This is a genomic window from Paenibacillus lemnae, from assembly GCF_012933385.1.
GTDB lineage: Bacteria > Bacillota > Bacilli > Paenibacillales > Paenibacillaceae > Paenibacillus_AQ > Paenibacillus_AQ lemnae.
Genome location: NZ_JABBPN010000024.1, coordinates 1 through 19,246, shown reverse-complemented (window position 1 = coordinate 19,246; position 19,246 = coordinate 1). Strand labels below are relative to the sequence as shown.

19 protein-coding genes and 1 riboswitch are annotated in these 19,246 nt (G+C 45.6%); of the genes, 7 read left to right on the top strand and 12 right to left on the bottom strand.

Annotated features, from left to right (window positions below):
- Positions 1-68 precede the first annotated feature (68 nt).
- Positions 69-1,484 carry a leucine-rich repeat domain-containing protein gene (locus HII30_RS18985; RefSeq protein WP_169506621.1) on the bottom strand — a complete coding sequence of 472 codons (1,416 nt, stop codon included), beginning with the start codon at positions 1,482-1,484 and terminating at the stop codon, positions 69-71.
- Between the two features lie 60 nt (positions 1,485-1,544).
- Positions 1,545-2,009, bottom strand: a complete 465-nt coding sequence (locus tag HII30_RS18980; RefSeq protein ID WP_169506620.1) for a hypothetical protein — start codon at positions 2,007-2,009, stop codon at positions 1,545-1,547.
- 156 nt (positions 2,010-2,165) lie between these two features.
- On the opposite strand from HII30_RS18980, the gene HII30_RS18975 reads away from it, so the two are divergent.
- The 4 genes from HII30_RS18975 (at position 2,166) to HII30_RS18960 (ending at position 7,264) form a co-directional block, all read left to right on the top strand.
- Positions 2,166-3,359: a cytochrome P450 family protein gene (locus HII30_RS18975; RefSeq protein ID WP_169506619.1), complete on the top strand. Its 1,194-nt coding sequence runs from the start codon at positions 2,166-2,168 to the stop codon at positions 3,357-3,359.
- Positions 3,360-3,594: 235 nt separating this feature from the next.
- Positions 3,595-5,001, top strand: a complete 1,407-nt coding sequence (locus tag HII30_RS18970; protein ID WP_169506651.1) for a spore germination protein — start codon at positions 3,595-3,597, stop codon at positions 4,999-5,001.
- Positions 5,002-5,039: 38 nt separating this feature from the next.
- Positions 5,040-6,131 carry a GerAB/ArcD/ProY family transporter gene (locus tag HII30_RS18965; RefSeq protein WP_169506618.1) on the top strand — a complete coding sequence of 364 codons (1,092 nt, stop codon included), beginning with the start codon at positions 5,040-5,042 and terminating at the stop codon, positions 6,129-6,131.
- Positions 6,132-6,133: 2 nt separating this feature from the next.
- On the top strand, positions 6,134-7,264 hold the full coding sequence (locus HII30_RS18960; RefSeq protein ID WP_169506617.1) for a Ger(x)C family spore germination protein: 1,131 nt from the start codon (positions 6,134-6,136) through the stop codon (positions 7,262-7,264).
- Between the two features lie 63 nt (positions 7,265-7,327).
- On the opposite strand, the gene purT is transcribed toward HII30_RS18960, so the two are convergent.
- The 3 genes from purT to HII30_RS18945 all read right to left on the bottom strand — a co-directional run bounded on the left by purT (position 7,328) and on the right by HII30_RS18945 (position 10,668).
- Positions 7,328-8,503 carry a formate-dependent phosphoribosylglycinamide formyltransferase gene (purT, locus tag HII30_RS18955; protein ID WP_169506616.1) on the bottom strand — a complete coding sequence of 392 codons (1,176 nt, stop codon included), beginning with the start codon at positions 8,501-8,503 and terminating at the stop codon, positions 7,328-7,330.
- A gap of 66 nt (positions 8,504-8,569) precedes the next feature.
- Positions 8,570-8,651: riboswitch (ZMP/ZTP riboswitch) on the bottom strand.
- Positions 8,652-8,707: 56 nt separating this feature from the next.
- Positions 8,708-9,427 (bottom strand): YebC/PmpR family DNA-binding transcriptional regulator, encoded by a 720-nt coding sequence (locus HII30_RS18950; protein WP_169506615.1) that lies wholly within the window; start codon positions 9,425-9,427, stop codon positions 8,708-8,710.
- Positions 9,428-9,441: 14 nt separating this feature from the next.
- Positions 9,442-10,668, bottom strand: a complete 1,227-nt coding sequence (locus HII30_RS18945; RefSeq protein ID WP_169506614.1) for an NAD(P)/FAD-dependent oxidoreductase — start codon at positions 10,666-10,668, stop codon at positions 9,442-9,444.
- Positions 10,669-10,977: 309 nt separating this feature from the next.
- On the opposite strand from HII30_RS18945, the gene HII30_RS18940 reads away from it, so the two are divergent.
- Together HII30_RS18940 and HII30_RS18935 are read left to right on the top strand one after the other, a co-directional pair.
- Positions 10,978-11,169 (top strand): hypothetical protein, encoded by a 192-nt coding sequence (locus tag HII30_RS18940; protein ID WP_169506613.1) that lies wholly within the window; start codon positions 10,978-10,980, stop codon positions 11,167-11,169.
- Between the two features lie 323 nt (positions 11,170-11,492).
- Entirely contained in the window at positions 11,493-11,744 is a 252-nt protein-coding gene (locus tag HII30_RS18935; protein ID WP_343045132.1) for an S-Ena type endospore appendage, read from the top strand.
- Between the two features lie 65 nt (positions 11,745-11,809).
- Here HII30_RS18935 and bshB2 read toward each other — a convergent pair whose 3' ends face one another.
- The 5 genes from bshB2 to HII30_RS21730 form a co-directional block, all read right to left on the bottom strand.
- A complete protein-coding gene (bshB2, locus tag HII30_RS18930; protein ID WP_169506650.1) occupies positions 11,810-12,466 on the bottom strand; it encodes a bacillithiol biosynthesis deacetylase BshB2 in 657 nt (218 codons plus the stop codon).
- Between the two features lie 21 nt (positions 12,467-12,487).
- Positions 12,488-12,832: a YojF family protein gene (locus HII30_RS18925; RefSeq protein ID WP_169506611.1), complete on the bottom strand. Its 345-nt coding sequence runs from the start codon at positions 12,830-12,832 to the stop codon at positions 12,488-12,490.
- An 87-nt stretch (positions 12,833-12,919) separates the two neighbouring features.
- The gene (locus HII30_RS18920) at positions 12,920-13,684 is read right to left on the bottom strand and encodes an SDR family NAD(P)-dependent oxidoreductase (RefSeq protein WP_169506610.1); all 765 of its coding nucleotides are present in this window, start codon (positions 13,682-13,684) and stop codon (positions 12,920-12,922) included.
- Positions 13,685-13,853: 169 nt separating this feature from the next.
- A complete protein-coding gene (locus tag HII30_RS18915; protein ID WP_246246714.1) occupies positions 13,854-15,854 on the bottom strand; it encodes an Ig-like domain-containing protein in 2,001 nt (666 codons plus the stop codon).
- On the bottom strand, positions 15,851-15,991 hold the full coding sequence (locus HII30_RS21730; protein ID WP_246246713.1) for a hypothetical protein: 141 nt from the start codon (positions 15,989-15,991) through the stop codon (positions 15,851-15,853). The genes HII30_RS18915 and HII30_RS21730 overlap by 4 nt, the downstream gene beginning before the upstream one ends.
- 235 nt (positions 15,992-16,226) lie before the next feature.
- Here HII30_RS21730 and HII30_RS18910 point away from each other — a divergent pair, with 235 nt between their 5' ends.
- Entirely contained in the window at positions 16,227-17,363 is a 1,137-nt protein-coding gene (locus HII30_RS18910) for a phosphodiester glycosidase family protein (protein WP_169506649.1), read from the top strand.
- A gap of 18 nt (positions 17,364-17,381) precedes the next feature.
- On the opposite strand, the gene pcp is transcribed toward HII30_RS18910, so the two are convergent.
- Together pcp and HII30_RS18900 are read right to left on the bottom strand one after the other, a co-directional pair.
- Positions 17,382-18,041, bottom strand: a complete 660-nt coding sequence (gene pcp / locus HII30_RS18905; RefSeq protein ID WP_169506609.1) for a pyroglutamyl-peptidase I — start codon at positions 18,039-18,041, stop codon at positions 17,382-17,384.
- 17 nt (positions 18,042-18,058) lie between these two features.
- Complete coding sequence (locus tag HII30_RS18900; RefSeq protein ID WP_169506608.1) at positions 18,059-18,559, bottom strand: CYTH domain-containing protein; 501 nt, start codon at positions 18,557-18,559, stop codon at positions 18,059-18,061.
- Positions 18,560-19,246: the final 687 nt, after the last annotated feature.

The window sequence follows — 19,246 nt, the reverse complement described above, 5'->3', positions numbered from 1 at the left end:
TATGTATAAAGTGAGATAAGCCGCTGCCCTTGAAGAGATCAAGTCACAGCGGCTTTCGCGTCTCGCAACTATGGAAAAATAAGAACCGATTTTTTGCTGCTCATATACTCAACTGAAGCATTTAGCTGCTCAGATACAAAGCGTACCGGGACAAACGTCGTCCCCTTTTTCAGCATCAGCGGTGCATCGTACTTGATGACTTTATCATTTACTCTAACCTGATGGTTACCAACGGTCCATTGTATTATTTTGCCGTCTTTTGTAATCGTAACGGCTTGTTGTCCTTTACTCCATTTCACAGCAGCGCCCTGCTGTTCGGAAATGAACCGGATCGGTACATATGTACGACTGGAATGAATATAGGGTGCTTCTAGTAATGTAAAAGAGGATTCACCTGCATATGCGGTTTTGCTTCCGATTACCAGACGCTGATATTGACCTTGATGCAGTCTGCCGTAAGGATCCGCATTTAGAGCTGTAAACAGGCGGTTCGACTTTGTACCCTGCTTGAGGTCCAGAACATTGTGGTCCAGCTGCAGTCCGTAACGGGGAGCTCCTGTGTCATAATGAAAATCCGGCTTCATGTGTTCAATCGGTGACAAATCCCAGATCCGGTTTCGGTTTAAGTAAAGATAACTCAGTTTATTCAGATTTCTTAATGGTTCGAGATCATAAATTTGATTGGATGCAAGATTCAACTGGTATAATTTCGTCATCTTGGCAAGCGGCTTAATATCTTTGATCTGATTATTCGCAGCGCCGAGTGTTCCAAGTACTGTCATGCCGGCCAGCGGCCCTAAATCTGAAATCTGATTTCCGCCTAATCCGAGTCCTGTTAAACCGGTTAAGTCTTTTAAAGGAGAAACATCCTTGATTTTATTAAAGCTTAAGTCCAGGCTTCTAAGTGCATTCAGCTTGCTTAAAGGCTGCAGCCGTTCAATCTGGTTGGCGCTCAATCTCAAAAAATCCAGATTAACCATTTTGCTTAATATAGAAATATCAGAAATTTGATTTTGATCTGCTGTGAAGGTGTTCAGCAGCGGAAAATGTCTCAGTACATCGATCGACGTGATCTGATTATTTGAAATATCCAGGGATTTCAAGTTTTTCATCTCTGACAGATTTTGAAGATCTGTTACCGTATTGTGAGAAAGATGCAGTTCCTGAATGTTAGTCAATCCCCGCAAAGGCTGGAGATCTGATATTTTATTACGGTTAAGGTCCAGGATCTTGATGTTGGTCCCATACTCCAGGCCGCTCAAATCTGTAATCCCTAGATCACGAAGCTCTACTACCTCTAAAGCCTCCATATCCTGTATCGAAATGGACTCCTCTTCACTTTTTTGCATAATCGCTTTTAACGCCCTTTCCAGCTTTAAGTCCTCAAACTGAGGCTCTGAAGCCAGATCAGCCGCTGAGGTCCATCCAGCCATGCTCACACTTAGTATGCACATGAACATGAATCCGGCTAACCATCTTCTCATATTCTCCATCCTTTCGTAAATCAGCTAACATAACAGACGTGATTTATCCCAGGATGTTGCTTAAAGTTTGTATTCTTTGCGCTGCAAGTAGATCACTACCGAGAATCCGGTCTGAAAGAGCCAGAAGATCAGAGCCGCCAAGGCCGCTTGAGGAAAAAGATACAGGCTGCGGAACGTCATTCCGACAAGCTGACCACCAATCCCACAAACCAAAATATAGATCAGCATTGAAGTGATAACCCCTGTCCATATCCCGAAATTTCTAATTTGATTAATAATCCATTGAACGATTCCGTCCGCAAGAAATGATAAAGGCAGGATGAGGAATAAAGAAACCGTCAGAATGATCAGAAAGCCGATAACAAACGAATAACCAAAAGAATAATAATACGTGTTCGGCATCCGGTCATGCACGGTAACAACATTCTGAATCGTCATAAACAATGACATGGCCAGAGGTGAGACGAAAGCCGACAACCACTTTGAAGCCGGATGACTCCACCGGAACGCTTTGGCTTGGATCATACAGATCATCCTCTCTCTCATTGGATACAAATACTATATCACAAATGAAGACTATAATGTGAAATACATCACAAAGATTTAGTAAAATTTGGTTTACTAACTTCCATCTTTTATAATGGAGGAGATACTCAATCAGTTTCAAGAGAGGAGTACATCATGCATAATTCTGAAGAAGCTGCTAAGAACACCTTATTCTCAAAGCCATTTACCGAAAATCCCTATCCTGCTTATACATCATTAAGGGAATCCGAACCTGTGGTGAAACTGCGTTTCCCAGATGGTCAGAACGGCTGGCTGGTTACCCGCTATGAGGACGGATTAACCGTTCTGAAAAACCCTGTCTTCATCAAAGATATGAAAAAGGTTTATGGCAGCGATACCGGAAGTGTATTTACAAGCAATATGCTGTTCTCGGATCCTCCTGATCATAAAAGACTTCGCGGTCTGGTTCAAAAAAGCTTCACACCCCATAAGATTGCCGGCATGCGAAGTCGCATTCAAGCCATTGCCGATGAGCTGCTGGACCAGACTTCAGGCAGAGAAGAAATGAATTTGATTGATGATTATGCTTTCCCGCTTCCGATTATTGTCATAAGCGAAATGCTGGGCGTGCCCTTAGAGGACCGGGATAAGTTCCGCATCTGGTCCAACTCCATCATTGGTGCCTCCAATCAGGAGAGCGATGCCAGTGTGGGACAGCATATGCAGGAGTTCATTCAGTATTTAAAAGAATGGTTTGCCAACGTTCGGGAACACCCGGGTGATGACATGATCAGTCAGCTGGTTCAGTCCGAGGAACAAGGCGACCGGCTGAGTGAACAGGAACTATACGGTGTAGTAACGCTCATGATCATTGCAGGGCATGAAACCACCGTGAACCTGATCGGCAATGGCCTGCTCGCTCTGCTGAGTCACCGTGATCAGCTTTCTCTGCTTATGGAGAATCCGTCTCTAATTCACAATACTATTGAGGAAATGCTCCGTTATAACGGACCGGTCGAGTTCAGCACCTCACGCTGGGCAAGCGAAGACATTGAACTAAACGGTCAAACCATTCACAAAGGTGAACTCGTCGTGGTGGCCCTGAACTCCGCCAATCGTGATGAAAGCCAGTTTAAAGATCCCGATCTTTTTGACATAACGAGAGAAAAAAGCCCTCACCTCGCTTTCGGTCAAGGCATCCATCATTGTCTTGGTGCTCCACTGGCTCGATTGGAGGGTGAGATCGCCATTCTATCACTGCTTCAGCGTTATCCAAATCTAAAACTTCGAGGGGAATGGAGTGAATTGAAGTGGAGACCCGGCATGATTGTCCGGGGTGTGGAGGAAGTACCTTTGTCCATTAAGTAAAGTTACACCCAGCAAGATTCGTTAATAACACAAACAGGCGGTGTATGGGATATCATCCCATCACCGCCTGTTTGTGTTGTACTGTGGTATGTGGAAAACCACATACATTGGGCCACATAGGCGATGGTTAAGCGTCATGCCACATACCGGAATAATCTGCATAAGTTTGGAGACCTTACTACTAAGAACAACCTGGCGAAAGCAGGTGATACAGGTGAATGCATCCAGTCAAGAAATGTTTGATACCAACAAGCAGAACGTATCCTTTCTCCAGCAAGCTCTTCAGCATTCAGACGATCTGCTCGTCCGTGAGATCACCCGTGATGGGAATGCTGGCGTACTGGTCTATATCGAATCGCTCACCGATGCCAGTCAGTTGGAGAAGCACGTACTCGATCCTTTATCTCAGAGTAATCCAACCGAGCTAAGCACCTTGTTTACAACGATCCAGGCCAAGGAGAGTATCGACCTGCAGCAGGGCATCAAATCTTTGTTAAACGGGTATACGCTGTACTTTGAAGACGGTATACGCCGGTTCTATCTACTTGAAACTCCGTCCCATTACGAGCGGAGCATTACTGAGCCTGAGAATGAGAGCATCATCCGCGGAACACATAACGGCTTCATTGAGAGCCTGAGTGTCAATCTGCATCTCATCCGGAAGCAGGTCAATTCGCCGGAACTAACCGTTCGATATTATGAACTTGGCAAGACCACAACTCGAAAAGCCGCAGTCATTTACATGCATAACCAGGCAGAAGAAGAGGTTGTTCGAAAGGTCATTTCACGAATTCAGCGCATTACGCTGGACCATATCATGTTTACCGGATTCGTTCAGGAAATGATTGAGGACAATCCATATTCTCTTTTTCCGCAGCATTTGATGACAGAACGCCCGGATCACACCAACGCCTATCTCATGAATGGACATGTTGCCATTATGCTGGACGGAGATCCGACCGCTTTAATCCTGCCCGTCAGTTTTTTTGCTTTTTACAAAACACCTGATGACTATAATAACCGCTGGATGGTTGCATCCTTTACACGGCTTACCAGAATGCTCAGTTTTATTCTGGCATTTCAGCTGCCGGCTATATATATCGCTACTGTGTCATTTCATTCCAGCATTCTGCCGCTTAAACTATTTTTCACGGTACAAGGCTCATTAACCCGAGTTCCATTTCCCCCATTAATAGAAGCTTTGCTGCTGGAACTCATTTTCGAACTCCTGCGTGAAGCAGGCCTTCGCCTTCCGAGCAGGGTTGGTCAGACGATAGGAATCGTTGGCGGTTTGGTAATTGGAGATGCCATTGTCAAGGCGGGACTGGTATCCTATCCGATGATTATCGTCGTAGCACTAACCGCCATCTCATCTTTTCTGATTCCATCATATGAAATGGGATCCGCTGTGCGTCTTCTGCGCTTTCCATTGATGATTGCGGCTTCCTTATTCGGTTTTTTGGGCATATCATTCGGCCTTGCCATTCTGTTCATGCATTTGTGCAAGCTGGAATCGTACGGAAAACCATACTTTGAACCACTTGCACCCCTAACGTTAAAAGGATGGAAAGATACTTTTGTGCGTTTTCCTGTGTGGACACTCCGGCAAAAAACAAAGAGATCCAATACCAGGCGTGAATAACGAAACGAGGTAATTACAGCAGTAAAGGGTGACGCATCATGGCCAAGATGGAAAAAACAATAACAGCCAGACAGCTCTTCTTCTTAGTCATTCAGACCCAAATCGGTGTCAGTGTGTTAAAAATCCCGCACAAAGTGAATGAGATTGCTAGAGGGGGCTCAGGGATCTCCATCATCATTGCCGGGCTAATCACCCAAGCGCTGATCCTAATGATGTGGCTGCTGTTAAAAAAATATCCCGGCAAAAATCTGTATCAGATTCTGCTCGGCATGGCAGGTCCGATTTTCGGCAGGATTCTTATTGTAAGTTACGCGGCACATTTCATTCTGCTTGGGGCCAATATCATGATCAGTGCAACGGATATCATTCATCGTTGGCTGCTTGTCTCTACCCCAAAATGGGTACTGCTCGCCCTCTTTTCATATCTCGCTTATTTTTTAGCTAGAGAAAAACTAAGCGTACTGGCTCGATTTGATACGCTCGCCTGTCTGTTATTTATACCGCTTGTGCTGTTCGTCGGATATGGTTTAAATGAAGCACACATCGAGAATATGCTGCCATTGTTAGAACAGGGATACTTTAAAATATTTACAGGGGCTAAAGATGTGACCCTCGCCATATACGGATTCGAAATATTATTGGTTGTGTATCCCTTTATCAAAGCTGACAATAAACAAATACTATGGTCCATGACGGCAGCAAACAGCTTTACAACCTTTTTTTATTTATTTGTCGTCGAAGTCTGTCTCCTGGCATTCAGCCATGATCAGCTTAAACTGATGCCAGAACCTGTGATCTACTTGATGAAATCTATGAATTTTTACATATTCGACCGTGCTGACATTGTGTTTGTGCCCATCTGGTCGATCACAACAATATGTTCGCTAGTCAGTTATGTTTACAGCGCGGCCTTGGGTTTCAGTGATATCTTTAAAAAAAGCAATCACCACCTCTTTTCCGCGTTATCCGTCACCATATCTTTTGCCATTGCATTCGTGCCCGTTACTCCATCAGCCATGGAAAAACTGGATAAGATAGCCGAGTATATGGCCTATGTATTTATCGCATTGATACCACTCGTCTTGTTGTTGATTTCACTCATCAGCTTAAAGAAGAAAGAAGGACGGTAAGCATGAACAAACTAAAATTTGCACAACTGGGTATGCTCATGGTCATGCTGTTTACCGTATCGGGCTGTTGGGATCACGAGTATTTGAAGGATATCAATCTCGCATACAGCGTAGCATTTGACTTGAGTGAAGACGGGAACATTCTTGAAACGGTTGAGATCATCGTTCCGGCAGAGAGTGAGCAATCCTCTCCCAAGAACGAAATTCATCACAGCACAGGATTGACTCCACGAAATGCGAGCACCAATATGAGAAACATTATTCGTGGAAATATGAGATTCATTAAGTTTGGCGTTCAAATGGTCGGCACAGAACTGGCCAAAAAAGGTTTAAAAACCGTTCTGGATGTGAATTTCAGAGATCCTTCCAATCCGACAGCAGACCCCCGTTTTGTCGTTGCAGACGGGCTCGCTTCAGATATCATTTCTAAAAAACTGGTGGGTGAGATCAAAATCGGAGAGTTTCTTCAACAAAAGATACGAAGCCTCGAGCGAATGGGGATCTTTTATCCACCCGAAACGATCAATTCTGTCTTTCTCGCTACCACAAATCCTGGCAAAGACTTTGTTCTGCCTTATTTAGGAATCGAAAATGAAGAAGTGGTTGCCAAGGGGGTCGCTTTATTTGATGATGAGTATTTTACGGGGACCTTGGATACAAACCAATCGACCCTGCTCGTTCTCATGAGTGGAGAGATGGGAGATAATGCCCGGATGACTCGTAAACTGCATATCACTGAACCATATCTAGTCCAAGGAGATATCAGTTTTAACCTGGCTAAAAAGAAACCGAAACGAAAATTCAAAATTCATGTTCATCGTAACGGAGAAGTATCGGTAGATCTCCATTTAAAGACATATGCAGTTATAGAAGAGTTCACAGGTGACCAGCAATTAAAAGTTGAAATTCTGCCTGATATTCAAAAAAGACTTTCGGAAATGCTCACGGAAGAAGCCGATTCCATCATCAGCACATTAAAACAATCCAACTGTGATCTATTTGGTGTCGGCAGACATTTAATTGCTTATCACAACAAGCTGTGGCAGACAAAAAACTGGGATGAGGAATACAGAACACTGCAGTTCAATACAACGATAGATGTCGAAATCATCAGCACAGGTGTGTTGATATAGTAAGAATGCAAAGAAGCGGTTCTTGGCAGACGATCTGCCAAGAACCGCTTCTTTATTTGCATCCTATGAATTTTGACTGTTGACGATTTCCACATTCAGCACATGCAGTGCCTTGCTGGCTGTCGCTCTGGCTTGCTCTACAGTTTCAGCTGCGGATAAAGCAACGGCCATTCTTCTTCCTGTTTTCGTAACAGGCTTGCGGAAAATTCTCAGCTGTGTGCGCGGCAGAGAAAGGGCCTCCTCTGCTCCCGTGATTCGGTAGTGGTCCATCTCCTGTACGGCCTTAAGGGGACGGCTTGCACCCGGTGAAAGAAGTTCAATCTCCGGTATCGGATATCCAAGAATAGCCCGGACATGAAGAGCAAACTCTGACAACTGCTGTGTCACAAGGGTAACGAGTCCGGTATCATGCGGCCGTGGGGACACCTCGCTGAAATAAACACGATCTTCCGCCAGGAACAGCTCAACGCCGAACAACCCGTATCCGCCAAGCTCATCAGTAATGGTTTTGGCTATAAATTTGGCTTCTTCCAGCTGGGCTTCACTCATGTAATGCGGCTGCCAGGATTCGATATAGTCTCCATTCTCCTGCATGTGCCCGATTGGAGGACAAAAACTCGTTCCGCTTACCGAACGAACGGTGAGCAGCGTAATTTCTGATTGAAAAGAAATGAACTCTTCGATAATTACCCTGCCGTTCTTCACCCGGCCGCCAGCCATCGCTGTTTCCCAGCATCCGGCAATATCATCTTTGCTTCGGCATACACTTTGTCCCTTACCAGATGAACTCATCAGCGGTTTAATGACACAAGGATATCCGGTTTCCTGGACAGCTGCTTTAAATTGTTCATAATCTTCAGCAAAACGGTATCCCGCTGTCGGCAGACCCAGCTGTTCGGATGCGAGGCGCCGAATGCCTTCCCGATCCATGGTCAGCCTTGCAGCACGAGCAGTAGGGATGACACGATGACCCTCCGATTCCAGCTTTTCAAGCTCCGCCGTGGCCAAAGCTTCGATTTCCGGAACAATCAGATCCGGTTTTTCGGATTCAATGACTTCCCTTAATTTTGCTGCATCCATCATATCGATCACATAATGCCGGTGAGCCACCTGCATGGCAGGAGCATCTTCATAACGATCGACCGCAATGGTTTCAATCCCAAGCCGCTGTGCTTCGATAATAACTTCTTTCCCCAGCTCTCCAGATCCCAATAGCAGCATTTTTGCAGTATGCAGCATACACATTCCCTCACTTTGTATGAAATAGATGAGATATAAAAAAGAGGCAAGGAGAAAAAAACTCCTTACCTCTGCCCAGGCGTACGGCCGATTCCTGCTCCGGTGCTCCACCATGGTTCCCCATGCTACGCCAGTCACACCACAGCATTAACTTGTCTACCCTATCATACTGAATTGCTGCCGGTATCGCAAGACAACATTGGTCTACTCTTCGAACTCTACGTTGTGATACACCTGCTGCACATCTTCCAGGTCTTCCAGCGCATCGATCAGCTTCTCGAACTGAGCAACGGAATCTTCAGGAAGACTGACATACGTCTGTGGAAGCATGGTCAGTTCAGCGACCGTAAAGTCTGTAATCCCCACATTCTTGAACGCTTCCTGAACTTCATGATATTGGTCAGGCTCAGCATATACAATGATTGCATCATCTTCTTCAACAATGTCGCGCACTTCCACGTCAGCTTCCATCAGCAGTTCGAATACCTCGTCCAGACTCTTGCCAGTTACACCGAATACAGCTGCTGCATCAAACATGTACGCTACAGAACCACTCACACCCATATTGCCGCCATTTTTGTTAAAGGCAGAGCGAACATCGGGGGCGGTACGATTCACATTATTAGTCAATGTATCGACGATCACCATAGCTCCGTTAGGTCCGAACCCTTCGTACCGAAGCTCACTGTACGTTTCTTCTGCACTGCCTTTTGCTTTATCCAGTGCACGGTCGATAATCGCTTTCGGCACATTAAACGTTTTCGCACGCTCCAGAACGACCTTTAATGCCCGGTTGGATTCGGGATCCGGCTCGCCTTTCTTCGCAGCTACATAAATCTCAACGCCGAATTTAGCGTAAACTCTACTTGTGTTTGCATCTTTAGAAGCTTTCTTTTCCTTGATATTATTCCATTTACGACCCATGATGCTCCCGCTTTCTATATCAGATTCATTCTATTATAACATTCCCGGAAGAACATATCATCTTCCCAAGTCCCGATATCTTCTCCGGTAAGAATCAATTGATACAAGCGGGTTGAATCTGCAATATCTTTGTACAGTACGGCTCCGATTACGCGCCTGCCTTGAATGAGCACCTTTTTATAAACTCTGTTCTTCTCATCCAGTCTCTGTACGACACGTATACCTGGAGCTTCCGAGATGACGCCTGCTGAAAACATATCCACCCCGTATATATTGATTCTGGCCGAGGTGACCGATCCAGTATAAGGAATAGAATCGACTCCAGCCAGCCGTCTGGCGAGCAGCATCCCCTGTTCGAACAGCGGGGCTTCCATCCCATAAGTCGTACCTCGATGCTCTGCACATTCTCCAAGAGCATAAACATCAGGCATACTGGTTTCCATATAATCATTGATTAATATTCCCCGGTGTACGGCCAAGGGACTATTACGGACAAAGCCGACATTCGGCTTGATTCCTACAGCCATCACCACGAGATCAGCCTGGAGCTCTTCTCCGTCATGAAATCGGACTCCTTCAGCCCTTCTGCGTCCGGTAATCGATACACATTTTTTGTTCAGTTGAAAAGTAATGCCCTGTTCCTCCAAGTCTTTCTGCAGCAAATCACCTGCGGCCGCATCGAGCTGCCGATTCATCAAGTGTGAATGTTCATGGACTACAGTAACATCCAGCTTAAGATCCATCAGTTCTTTTGCCGCTTCCAAACCCAGCATGCCGCCGCCAATGACCACCGCTTTACGGAAGATCGGTGAGGTTTCCAGCATCGTTTTCAAATTTCGAATATCTCGAAACCCGATCACGCCAACCTTATCTACTCCAGGCATAGGCAGCATAAACGGCAGCGAGCCTGTTGCAAGAATCAGAATATCGTAGACGAAATGCTCCCCTTTGTCTGTCTGCACCTTTTTGGCAGCATAATCAATATGAACTACCTGGTGTCCTGCATATAGTGTGATTTCATGCTCCTGATACCAGGTGTAGGACGAATAAGGATTCCATTCCTTTTCTTGTTCTGAAAGCTTCCCGAGGTTTGAAGAAGTCATTCGTATCCGATTATAAGGGGGATGAGGATCACTGCCTATGATCGTTATTTCATACATGTCAGCGTTCAGCTTCATGAGCTGTTCAATGCAATACACGCCAGCCATACCGTTACCGACAAGCAGCAGCTTCTTTTTCATGGTTGTCTGAACCTCCCCTGTTCCATAGCAATATTTTATATGTAATGTAATATAATATAACATCAAATTTCATTCGTAAAACTTTTTTAATGTAATTTCAATTTTTGTGTTAATTTTCATAACGTAAAATGACATTGAATATGTTGAAGCTCACAAAATTACCTCTTTGTCCAATCCATGTGATTTACTTTGCATACATTACATCAAAAACATGTTATTGAGGTGAATATAATGGCTTGCGGATGTAGAGGCGGATGCTGTCCGGATGTTGGCGGTGATGGAAGTCTATGCGACTGCTGTGTCACCCCGATGCAGAATATTCTCGAACAAATTCCCGCCGGTACCAGAATAACATTGGGAACGGTTGATAATACGTCAGGCAATCTGCAGAACGTTGACTTTGAGTCCGTTTCCGATTATATTGCCATCGTATTGGAAGGTGCGAACCGAATTGCAGTTCCGGTATGCAAAGTTACGGGCATCTCTGGTGAACGTTTGTAGAACCACAAAGTATTGCAAAATTCCCACAAAACTCATCTGTTACAATATCCCCTTGCGGGTTAGTATCTGGGCAACAACAGCATCCCATCATTTCACCCCCTTAGCAAAATTATATTCATTTTTAACCTATATGTGTAAATTTTGTAAGCTAAGAATGTTTGATACTTCCTGAACATAAATATTTAGATACATTCTCCGGTGAAGGGAGGGCAGAAATTTGAGTTCAGCATTACGCGATGAATTCTGCGGCAATTTTTTGATAACTCCTCAGGAGCGATCAGTAGCCCTCTGGAGATTAACCAAACCTCTGGTCGACTGGTACCATTAATACAGGTACCGTCAGCATTTATACCTCAAGCCGAAATATGAGCCATTGCGAAGCGGTGCTGACGACGGCACACGATGTCATTGTTTTACCACTTAAAACAGGAAACACCTTATCTGTAACCGCGGCGGAATTAGTTTCTCTTGAGATTCACTGCCGTGAAGGAGTACCATTGAACACCAGCATCAGCGGAAAGTACTGTATTTCGCTGCACTACCTGCTCCCCGTGATTGTCGAAGATGAAGAATAGCATGATATGATATGACATAACATCAAAAAAACGTGCAAGTCTCCATGTGAGACTCGCACGTTTTCTCAATCAAACGAATAGGTCCAAAAGCTTTCCGTACCAAACCTTTGACGGATCTTATCCTTCGACGCCTTCTTGTCCCCGATCAATTCCGGAATCTGAAACTGCGATCGATGAGCGGTTATAGACTTCAACTTCTGATCCAAATATTCAGTGACGTCTTGAAATACATCCGGTTCCCCGATCCATTCCCGGCATCCGTTCGAGAAGGCCAGGCAGTGAACCACTGGACGCTGGTCCACCGGCATCCTTTGTATCGTACGGACAACAGAAGCCCCGGTAGCATCATGATCAGGGTGCACACTGTAGCCCGGATAGAATGTAATGACAAGGGAAGGCTGCAGTTCATCCAGCAGCTTCTGCATTACTTCATCAATGACCTCTGGCTCTTCAAACTCCACCATTTTATCATGGAATCCAAGCATTCTAACATCCTGTATTCCTATGGACCGGCAGGATTCCTCCAGCTCAAGCTTACGGATTTCAGGAAGAGTAATGCGATTGGCGAACGGTGGAACACCCATATTGCGGCCCATCTCACCGAGTGTCAGGCAGGCATAAGTAACCTCCCAGCCTTCATCAATCATTTTCGCCAGTGTCCCAGACGTACCGAATGCTTCGTCGTCCGGATGCGGAAACACAACCAGCGCCCTTTTTTTCAACATATCTGTCATCTCCTGTTCTTAAAAAGGCTCCCGGCTGAGCTGCAGAGCTACAACCAATTTGCCTTGGGTATCATGACCCGCCATAATCAGGCGTTCTTTATCGCTCTCCTCGTAGTGCGTGAGCCCTTCCGCATAGACCCAGCCCTGCTCGGTTTTCAAACCAACCCGATAAGGTCCTGCACCAGAAATCTTTCCACTGGTATAGCAAACCTTGGCATTTGTTATAAAATTAGCCGCAGGATGTCTTGAGCTGTCCACATGAGACGCATAAGCACCTGTGGTCAGTTCCAGATGGATATACAGCTCTTGTTCCTGCAGCTTGTTCAGCATTTGCTGTACTTCCGATAAATTAATAATCTCCATGCTCAACCTCCGGCTCATCCAATGAAATCGTAATAAAATGCGAATATGAATATTCTATCACATTTCCTTGAAGATGAGAAAAGGCACTTAAATAGCAGGCATGATATTACCGCCGCAGACTGGAATGTACGCACCGGTCGTAAAGGAAGCAAGATCTGAAGCCAGAAACGCTACCATATTAGCAATTTCCTGATCCGTTCCTCGGCGTCCTAAAGGCACACTCGCTTCATAGGAAGCATTGTGCTCGGAGCCCTGATCCCGGTCCCGGTCGCTTACCGTCCATCCGGGTGCAACCTGGTTGACTGTGATTCCATGCTCGCCAACTTCCTTGGCCAGAACACGGTACACACCGTCCATACCCCTTTTTCCAGCTACATAAGCGGACTGTCCCGGATGGTTTTGCATTGAGCATTCGGTATTGATGCCAATAAACCGTCCATACTTTCGCTCGACCATTGCCGGTACAAATGCCTTGGCAAGGTACACGCTCTGCATGACACAGGTTTCGAACTGGCTTTGATAATCTTTAGGATCCTGTTCCAGTACCGATGTCCACTCATACTGCTCTACAGCATTAGCTACCGTAATCTCAGGGAGTCTGCCAAAATGCGATTGAATCTGCTCCTTCATTTGCATGACCGATTCCAGGCTGGCAATATCCGCTTGAACAATCATAACCTTGTTCCCCGTCTGCTTCACTTCATTCCTCAGTTCTTCTGCTTTAGCTGCACTGCTGCGGTAATGGATGATGACATCTGCGCCGCACTCGGCCAAGGATCTTACCATCACTCTGCCAAGCTGACCTGCCCCGCCTGTGACGAGCGCTAATTTCCCATTCAAATCTATATTCATGTTTGTTTCGCTCCTTCTGCTTTATTGTGAACTCATTAGGCATCCACGGACTGCACGCTTCTGCTATATTCGCCACACCCGGACATAGTCCTTTTTTAAATTGAATGAGACATACCCTCATTAGAAAAAGTCCCGCTCCGGCTTACCGCCATAATCGGGACTTTGTCTGTTATTTTACACTTACGGTTATCGTTACAGTCTTGGAATCCAGCTTGGCTTTAATCCTGGCAGTTCCTTTACCTGACACTTCGATTTTACCTGCATTCACTTTTGCAACCGACGGGTTGCTGCTGGTCCACAACGCGCTGTCCGTAACAATGCCCGTGGTGCCTGTATCATATGCAGCTGTAAGGGTTACTGTCTTTGTGTCACCTGGCTGCAAATTCAGCTTTTTCTCACTGGCCGTTAATCCGGTAAGCTTGGGAACAACGCTGACACGAACCTTGACCTCTTTCCCTTGATAAGTACCTGTGACTTCAGCTGTCCCTTCCGAGACAGCCTTCACGGATGAGCTGCCTGAGATCACTGCAACTTCAGGATTGGAAGAGCTCCAGTTCATTTTGGAGGATAAGGTTACGTACTTACCGTTAGCGTAGTATCCTTTGACTTTTATTGCTTTTGATTTCTTGATATTCAATTCAATGGTTTCAGGTTCTACTACGAATTTGACGATCTCTTGTTCAACCGAAGCCTTGATTTTAATCTTTTCATTCAGATAGATTCCTTCTAACACCGCCGTGCCTGCGATCAGGCCTTTCATCGTATTATCTTTAATAACCGCTGCCTTACCGGAAATTGTCCATATTATTTCTGAGGTTATATCCTCTTCAGCGCCATTTTCAAAAACAGCATTCACAGCAGGAAGCTCCACGGACGTACCCGTAATCAGCTGATATTCCTCAACTGAAGGAAGCAGCAGCAGGACTCTTTCCTGCACCTTTACCGATATTTGTGCAGCTTCTCTGCTGCCAATTGTTCCGGTAACTATCGTTTCGCCTTCCCCTTTTGCCTTGATTTTGCCATTCTCGATGACAACGACTTCCTCATTCCCGGTTGCCCATGTAACTTGGCTGCTAAAATCGTGAGTTTCATCATCCAGCAGCACTCCCTTAACTACGGGTACGGACACGGATTCTCCGCGCAGCAGTTCAAGGATATCTTTCTCGATCTGAAATTTAGCTACGGTCGGGTACACAGTCACTTTAAATTCTTTGCTAATGCCCCGGTATGACACCTTAATGGTCGAAGTTCCAGCAGCACGTGCCTTGAGAATGCCTTGATCCACCGTAACCGCCAGCGGATTGGAGGAACTCCACTCTGCAGTTACAGGAATTGATTCTGTCGCCACATTACGGACGCTTGTTTCAATCTTCACTTCATCCTTTATAAACAGGACAGGATTCTTTATAAAAGACGGCTCACTCAGAATCAGCGCTTCATAAGGATTACGAACATAGACATCAACCGATGTGCTCGTTCCCAAATAAGAGGCTGTGATGACTGCTTTACCCAGACCTACAGGCACAAGCTTACCGTCTTTGATCTCAATCACTGAATTATGGGAAGATTTGAATTCAGCAAGGTTCGTCACTTCGACTGGCTGACTGTCTACCCCTGCTTGTGCGTACACTTGCAGCTGCTGGGGATCGTCGCCTACGAGCATTTCCAGATTCTCACCCGGTGATATACTCAGCTTCTCATAAGGGGACACAACTTTAACTTTGAAGGAAGCCTCCAGGCCTTTGTACGCCGCCTTAATCACAGCAGTACCTTTACCGACCAGTTTCAATGTGCCCTCCGTTACCGTCACGACTGTGTTATCCGATGTACTCCATGCTGCATCTGAAGTGACATCCACTGTTCCGTCCGCAAGCGCCTTTATTGGCACATCCGCTGATCCCAGCTTGTATTCCACTTGTGATGGCTGATTGATCTCAAGCTTATCGGCAGCAAATTTAGAAGTAACTTTAATCGTCGTCAGCGATGTTTTGTACTTAGCGGTAATGGTTACTGTTCCTTTATCTAAAGGTGTCAGCAGCCCGCCTTCAACTTTCACGATCTTACTGCTGGATGACGTCCAGCTGGCTTCATTCGTAATATCCTTTTTGGTGGACAAGCCTTCATATGATGCCAATACCCGCAGCTGCTTCGTGCTTTCAGCTACTGTCAATTCAATTTCCGCTTCCTCGCGTCTAGGGATATAGAGGTCAGATCTCCGTCTGCTGCCCGTACAGCTGCCGGAAATAGTACAGCTGCCATGAGCAGGATGCTCAGCAGCAAGCTGGCCGTCTTTCTGGTCATCATCATGTTTTCTCTCCTTTACATCCATCCGAACTTCTTTATATTCTTCTATCTATTTGTTTATCGGCCATTTGTATGATGGATGTTACCCGCAGCTCCATAATTAGGAAAAAAGTAACAAATTCCACACGTTTTACATGCATGATGACTTCAATATTCTGCTGGATGATCCGATATAAAAAAAGTACATACACGTGGTGAATTAAATAGGTAAAGGAGATTATTGGGTTTGAAGAAAAGTATGAAGACATGGAGTTTGATATTAGCTTTCACCCTGCTGATCATCAGCATTCCGATGAATGAGGCGGATGCAGCGGTGCCTAAAATGACCGTTATTGTTGATGAAAACAATCAGTCGTTTATACCTGTAGGGCTGGTGAAAAGCTATACGGGAGTAAAGGCTAGTTTTACAGCCTCTCAAAAAAAGATTCAACTACAAGATGACAACAGGACCATCATTATGATACTCGGTCAGAAAAGTTTCTCGGTTAATCAAGAAAAGAAGTCTCTGGATGCAGCGCCTTTTCGGGATTCCAGCGGCGCCGTTTATATTCCGCTTAAAATTGCCGTACAATATTTGAATTTTGATATCGAATGGGAGAAGGAAATTTCGGGTATTCGTATAAGCCGGGATCAAAAATCTATAGTTTTACCGGTCGTCTCCGGTAAGGCAGGCGCTTCTTCTTCCAAGCCTGTGACAAGCACTCGAAAATCTTTTAAGGTCGGTTCTCGCAGCCTCAGTGCCAATATGGTCACAATTTCGCTCCTGCATCCCAAGACAGAGCTCGATGTGGTGCTTGCACATAACAAGATCGGCCGGGTTGAAGACCTTAGAAGCATGGCCCGACGCAACCAAGCAGTCGCAGCGATCAACGGAACCTTTTTTGATGCTTATACAGCTGGTTCTTTTAAAGCGCCTTATGGTTATATCTTCAGCGGTGGTCAAATGCTGAAGAACAGTCCAGCTGACCGGCGGACCGTATTTTCGTTTAACCAAAACTATCTGTCTCAGCTGATCCCCGGCCTGGAATTTAAAAACCATTACAATAATCATGACGTTCTTGGCGCTCTTCAGGCAGGGCCACTGCTGGTTGTGAATGGTAAAGTCTCGCTTGATTTTACCGGCTTCAGGGATCCGAAGATCCGGACCGGCGGCGGTGCACGCAGTGCCTTAGGTATTACTAAGGACCATAAACTGATCCTGATGACCACCGGAGGAGCAACCATTGCCCAGCTTGCTGAAATGATGCGTCAGGCAGGAGCTTATCAGGCGATGAATCTGGATGGCGGAGCATCCAGCGGTCTTTACTACAATGGAGCTTATGTTACCACGCCCGGCCGACAGATCAGCAATGCTTTGGTCGTACGTTTGAAATAAAAAAAGAGGAGGACGAGATCAGTTACTGACCTTGTCCTCCTTCTTCTGTTGGTTCTCTATTTCATCAATGGTAGTCTGGATGATGATCTCCAAACCCTTCAGCATCGTTTCATGACTGAGTGAAGGCATGCCCGGCTTGTCAGCCGCCATATCTGTGGAAGCTGGAAAATGAACAAACCCCCCAAGGATCTTACGATCGTACTGACGGATATCGTTCAAAACAGCATACATTGTATTATTACAAATAAAAGTTCCTGCCGAGTAAGATATGGCGGCCGGGATTCCTGCCTCTTTCATCTGCTGTACCATACGGCGAACCGGCAGCTTTGTAAATAACCCGTCTGGTCCTTCCGGATCTATGGGTTCATCCTGCGGCCTTGCTCCCCGATTATCCGGGTAAGGCGCATCTGCAGCAATATCTTTCAGATTAACCGCGATACGTTCGGGAGTAATGGCCGTTCGTCCAGCCGCGACCCCACAGGCAATGACAGCATCCGGCTGCCAAGTGCGAATCTCGCTCAACAGCAGGTCTGCGCATTCATCAAAATGTACCGGCAGCAGTATGATGCGAATCTCCGCATTCGCAAACGCCATCTTTTGAAGATCACGGATTAATCCTTCGGTCGGGTTTATTAGACTTCCGCCAAAGGGTTCAAACCCGGAAACTAATAGTTTCATATTCCCTCTCACCTTTCTTAAGATCCATGTGATTGAAGATCCCGCCATACTTTTTTATTGCTGTATTCCTTGGATTGACTGATATCCTGTCCAAACCAGGAAGGAGGGCAAAAGTGTTCAGCCTCTTCCAGAGATGAAAATTCAATCTCCAGAACAAGCAGGTTGAGCTGGGTGTAATCATCAATTTCCACAATGCGCCCCTCCCACTCGGCAGTAATTCTTGTTTTAATAAGCGGAACCGCTTGGTGAGCCTCGATCATTTGTTCATATAGCCCTTCGGATATTGAATATTCTACCTCCTCTCTGGCGAGTCCCCATCCCTTCTTAAATGTATGAGTATATTCAAGCACCCCAGTCTGTACATTCTTTAATTTACGAACACGAAGTTCTTGATCTCCATCCAGAGCCAAATAGGTTTGTTCGATAAGCTGCTTCTTGTTTAAACGTAACGTGCCATCCTGCAGCAGTAAAAGTGGATCTGCTTCTAACAAGTATTTTCTTTCAATTTCTAAAGCCATAATTCAGGCACCCCCATTCTATATTGACTAAAGTTAACAGTTACCGTTCTGGATGGCTGCGAGGCAGGTGATCTTACGACCGCTGCCGCATCTACCGAATCACTTGTCACCTCCGCTGAAGGTCACCTTCATAGAGCATCTTGAATGACGAGTGTTTTAGGCCAACTCTAACGGGCACTCAGGCTGTAACATTATAGTTTCTTCAGAGCTTGAATCACAAACAAAATTTAAAAGAGCCCCCTGCGAATTGCAGGGGACCCTTGAGCGGGAAACGCCTATAGTTTTACCGGGCAATCAATTTGCTTAAGATTTTCACCTTTGTCCTTTGCTGAAGTAACGTTAGTCACTCCAAAGCTGTCTGGTCCATCGGAATCAAATCCTTTCGGAATAAAAAGACTGTCAGTTCTCAACTTGCTCCATTGGAATCAAACCCTTTCGGTATTCTAACCGTCAGATCGTCAACTGCTCCATCGGAATCAAATCCTTTCGAGATTCAACACATTCAGATCCATTTAACTTCCGCTTCAGGCAATATCTTCAACCGTTTCCCGCTTGTTTTATATTTACCACACAGGAGAGGAATGAAACACATTTTTATATTTGACAGATTGTCAAGCTAAGCGCGACACCTCGTCCATGAACGATTGGTGAGAAGACTTCCAGCCGAGGCATTTCCTAGGGCGGTTG

What these genes read in the sequence shown, in the direction of transcription:
- HII30_RS18985 (WP_169506621.1), bottom strand. Translation starts at nt 1,484, where the DNA reads ATGAGAAGATGGTTAGCCGGATTCATGTTCATGTGCATACTAAGTGTG.
- HII30_RS18980 (WP_169506620.1), bottom strand. Translation starts at nt 2,009, where the DNA reads ATGATCCAAGCCAAAGCGTTCCGGTGGAGTCATCCGGCTTCAAAGTGG.
- HII30_RS18975 (WP_169506619.1), top strand. Translation starts at nt 2,166, where the DNA reads ATGCATAATTCTGAAGAAGCTGCTAAGAACACCTTATTCTCAAAGCCA.
- HII30_RS18970 (WP_169506651.1), top strand. Translation starts at nt 3,595, where the DNA reads ATGTTTGATACCAACAAGCAGAACGTATCCTTTCTCCAGCAAGCTCTT.
- HII30_RS18965 (WP_169506618.1), top strand. Translation starts at nt 5,040, where the DNA reads ATGGCCAAGATGGAAAAAACAATAACAGCCAGACAGCTCTTCTTCTTA.
- HII30_RS18960 (WP_169506617.1), top strand. Translation starts at nt 6,134, where the DNA reads ATGAACAAACTAAAATTTGCACAACTGGGTATGCTCATGGTCATGCTG.
- purT (WP_169506616.1), bottom strand. Translation starts at nt 8,503, where the DNA reads ATGCTGCATACTGCAAAAATGCTGCTATTGGGATCTGGAGAGCTGGGG.
- HII30_RS18950 (WP_169506615.1), bottom strand. Translation starts at nt 9,427, where the DNA reads ATGGGTCGTAAATGGAATAATATCAAGGAAAAGAAAGCTTCTAAAGAT.
- HII30_RS18945 (WP_169506614.1), bottom strand. Translation starts at nt 10,668, where the DNA reads ATGAAAAAGAAGCTGCTGCTTGTCGGTAACGGTATGGCTGGCGTGTAT.
- HII30_RS18940 (WP_169506613.1), top strand. Translation starts at nt 10,978, where the DNA reads ATGCAGAATATTCTCGAACAAATTCCCGCCGGTACCAGAATAACATTG.
- HII30_RS18925 (WP_169506611.1), bottom strand. Translation starts at nt 12,832, where the DNA reads ATGGAGATTATTAATTTATCGGAAGTACAGCAAATGCTGAACAAGCTG.
- HII30_RS18920 (WP_169506610.1), bottom strand. Translation starts at nt 13,684, where the DNA reads ATGAATATAGATTTGAATGGGAAATTAGCGCTCGTCACAGGCGGGGCA.
- HII30_RS21730 (WP_246246713.1), bottom strand. Translation starts at nt 15,991, where the DNA reads ATGATGATGACCAGAAAGACGGCCAGCTTGCTGCTGAGCATCCTGCTC.
- HII30_RS18910 (WP_169506649.1), top strand. Translation starts at nt 16,227, where the DNA reads ATGAAGACATGGAGTTTGATATTAGCTTTCACCCTGCTGATCATCAGC.
- pcp (WP_169506609.1), bottom strand. Translation starts at nt 18,041, where the DNA reads ATGAAACTATTAGTTTCCGGGTTTGAACCCTTTGGCGGAAGTCTAATA.
- HII30_RS18900 (WP_169506608.1), bottom strand. Translation starts at nt 18,559, where the DNA reads ATGGCTTTAGAAATTGAAAGAAAATACTTGTTAGAAGCAGATCCACTT.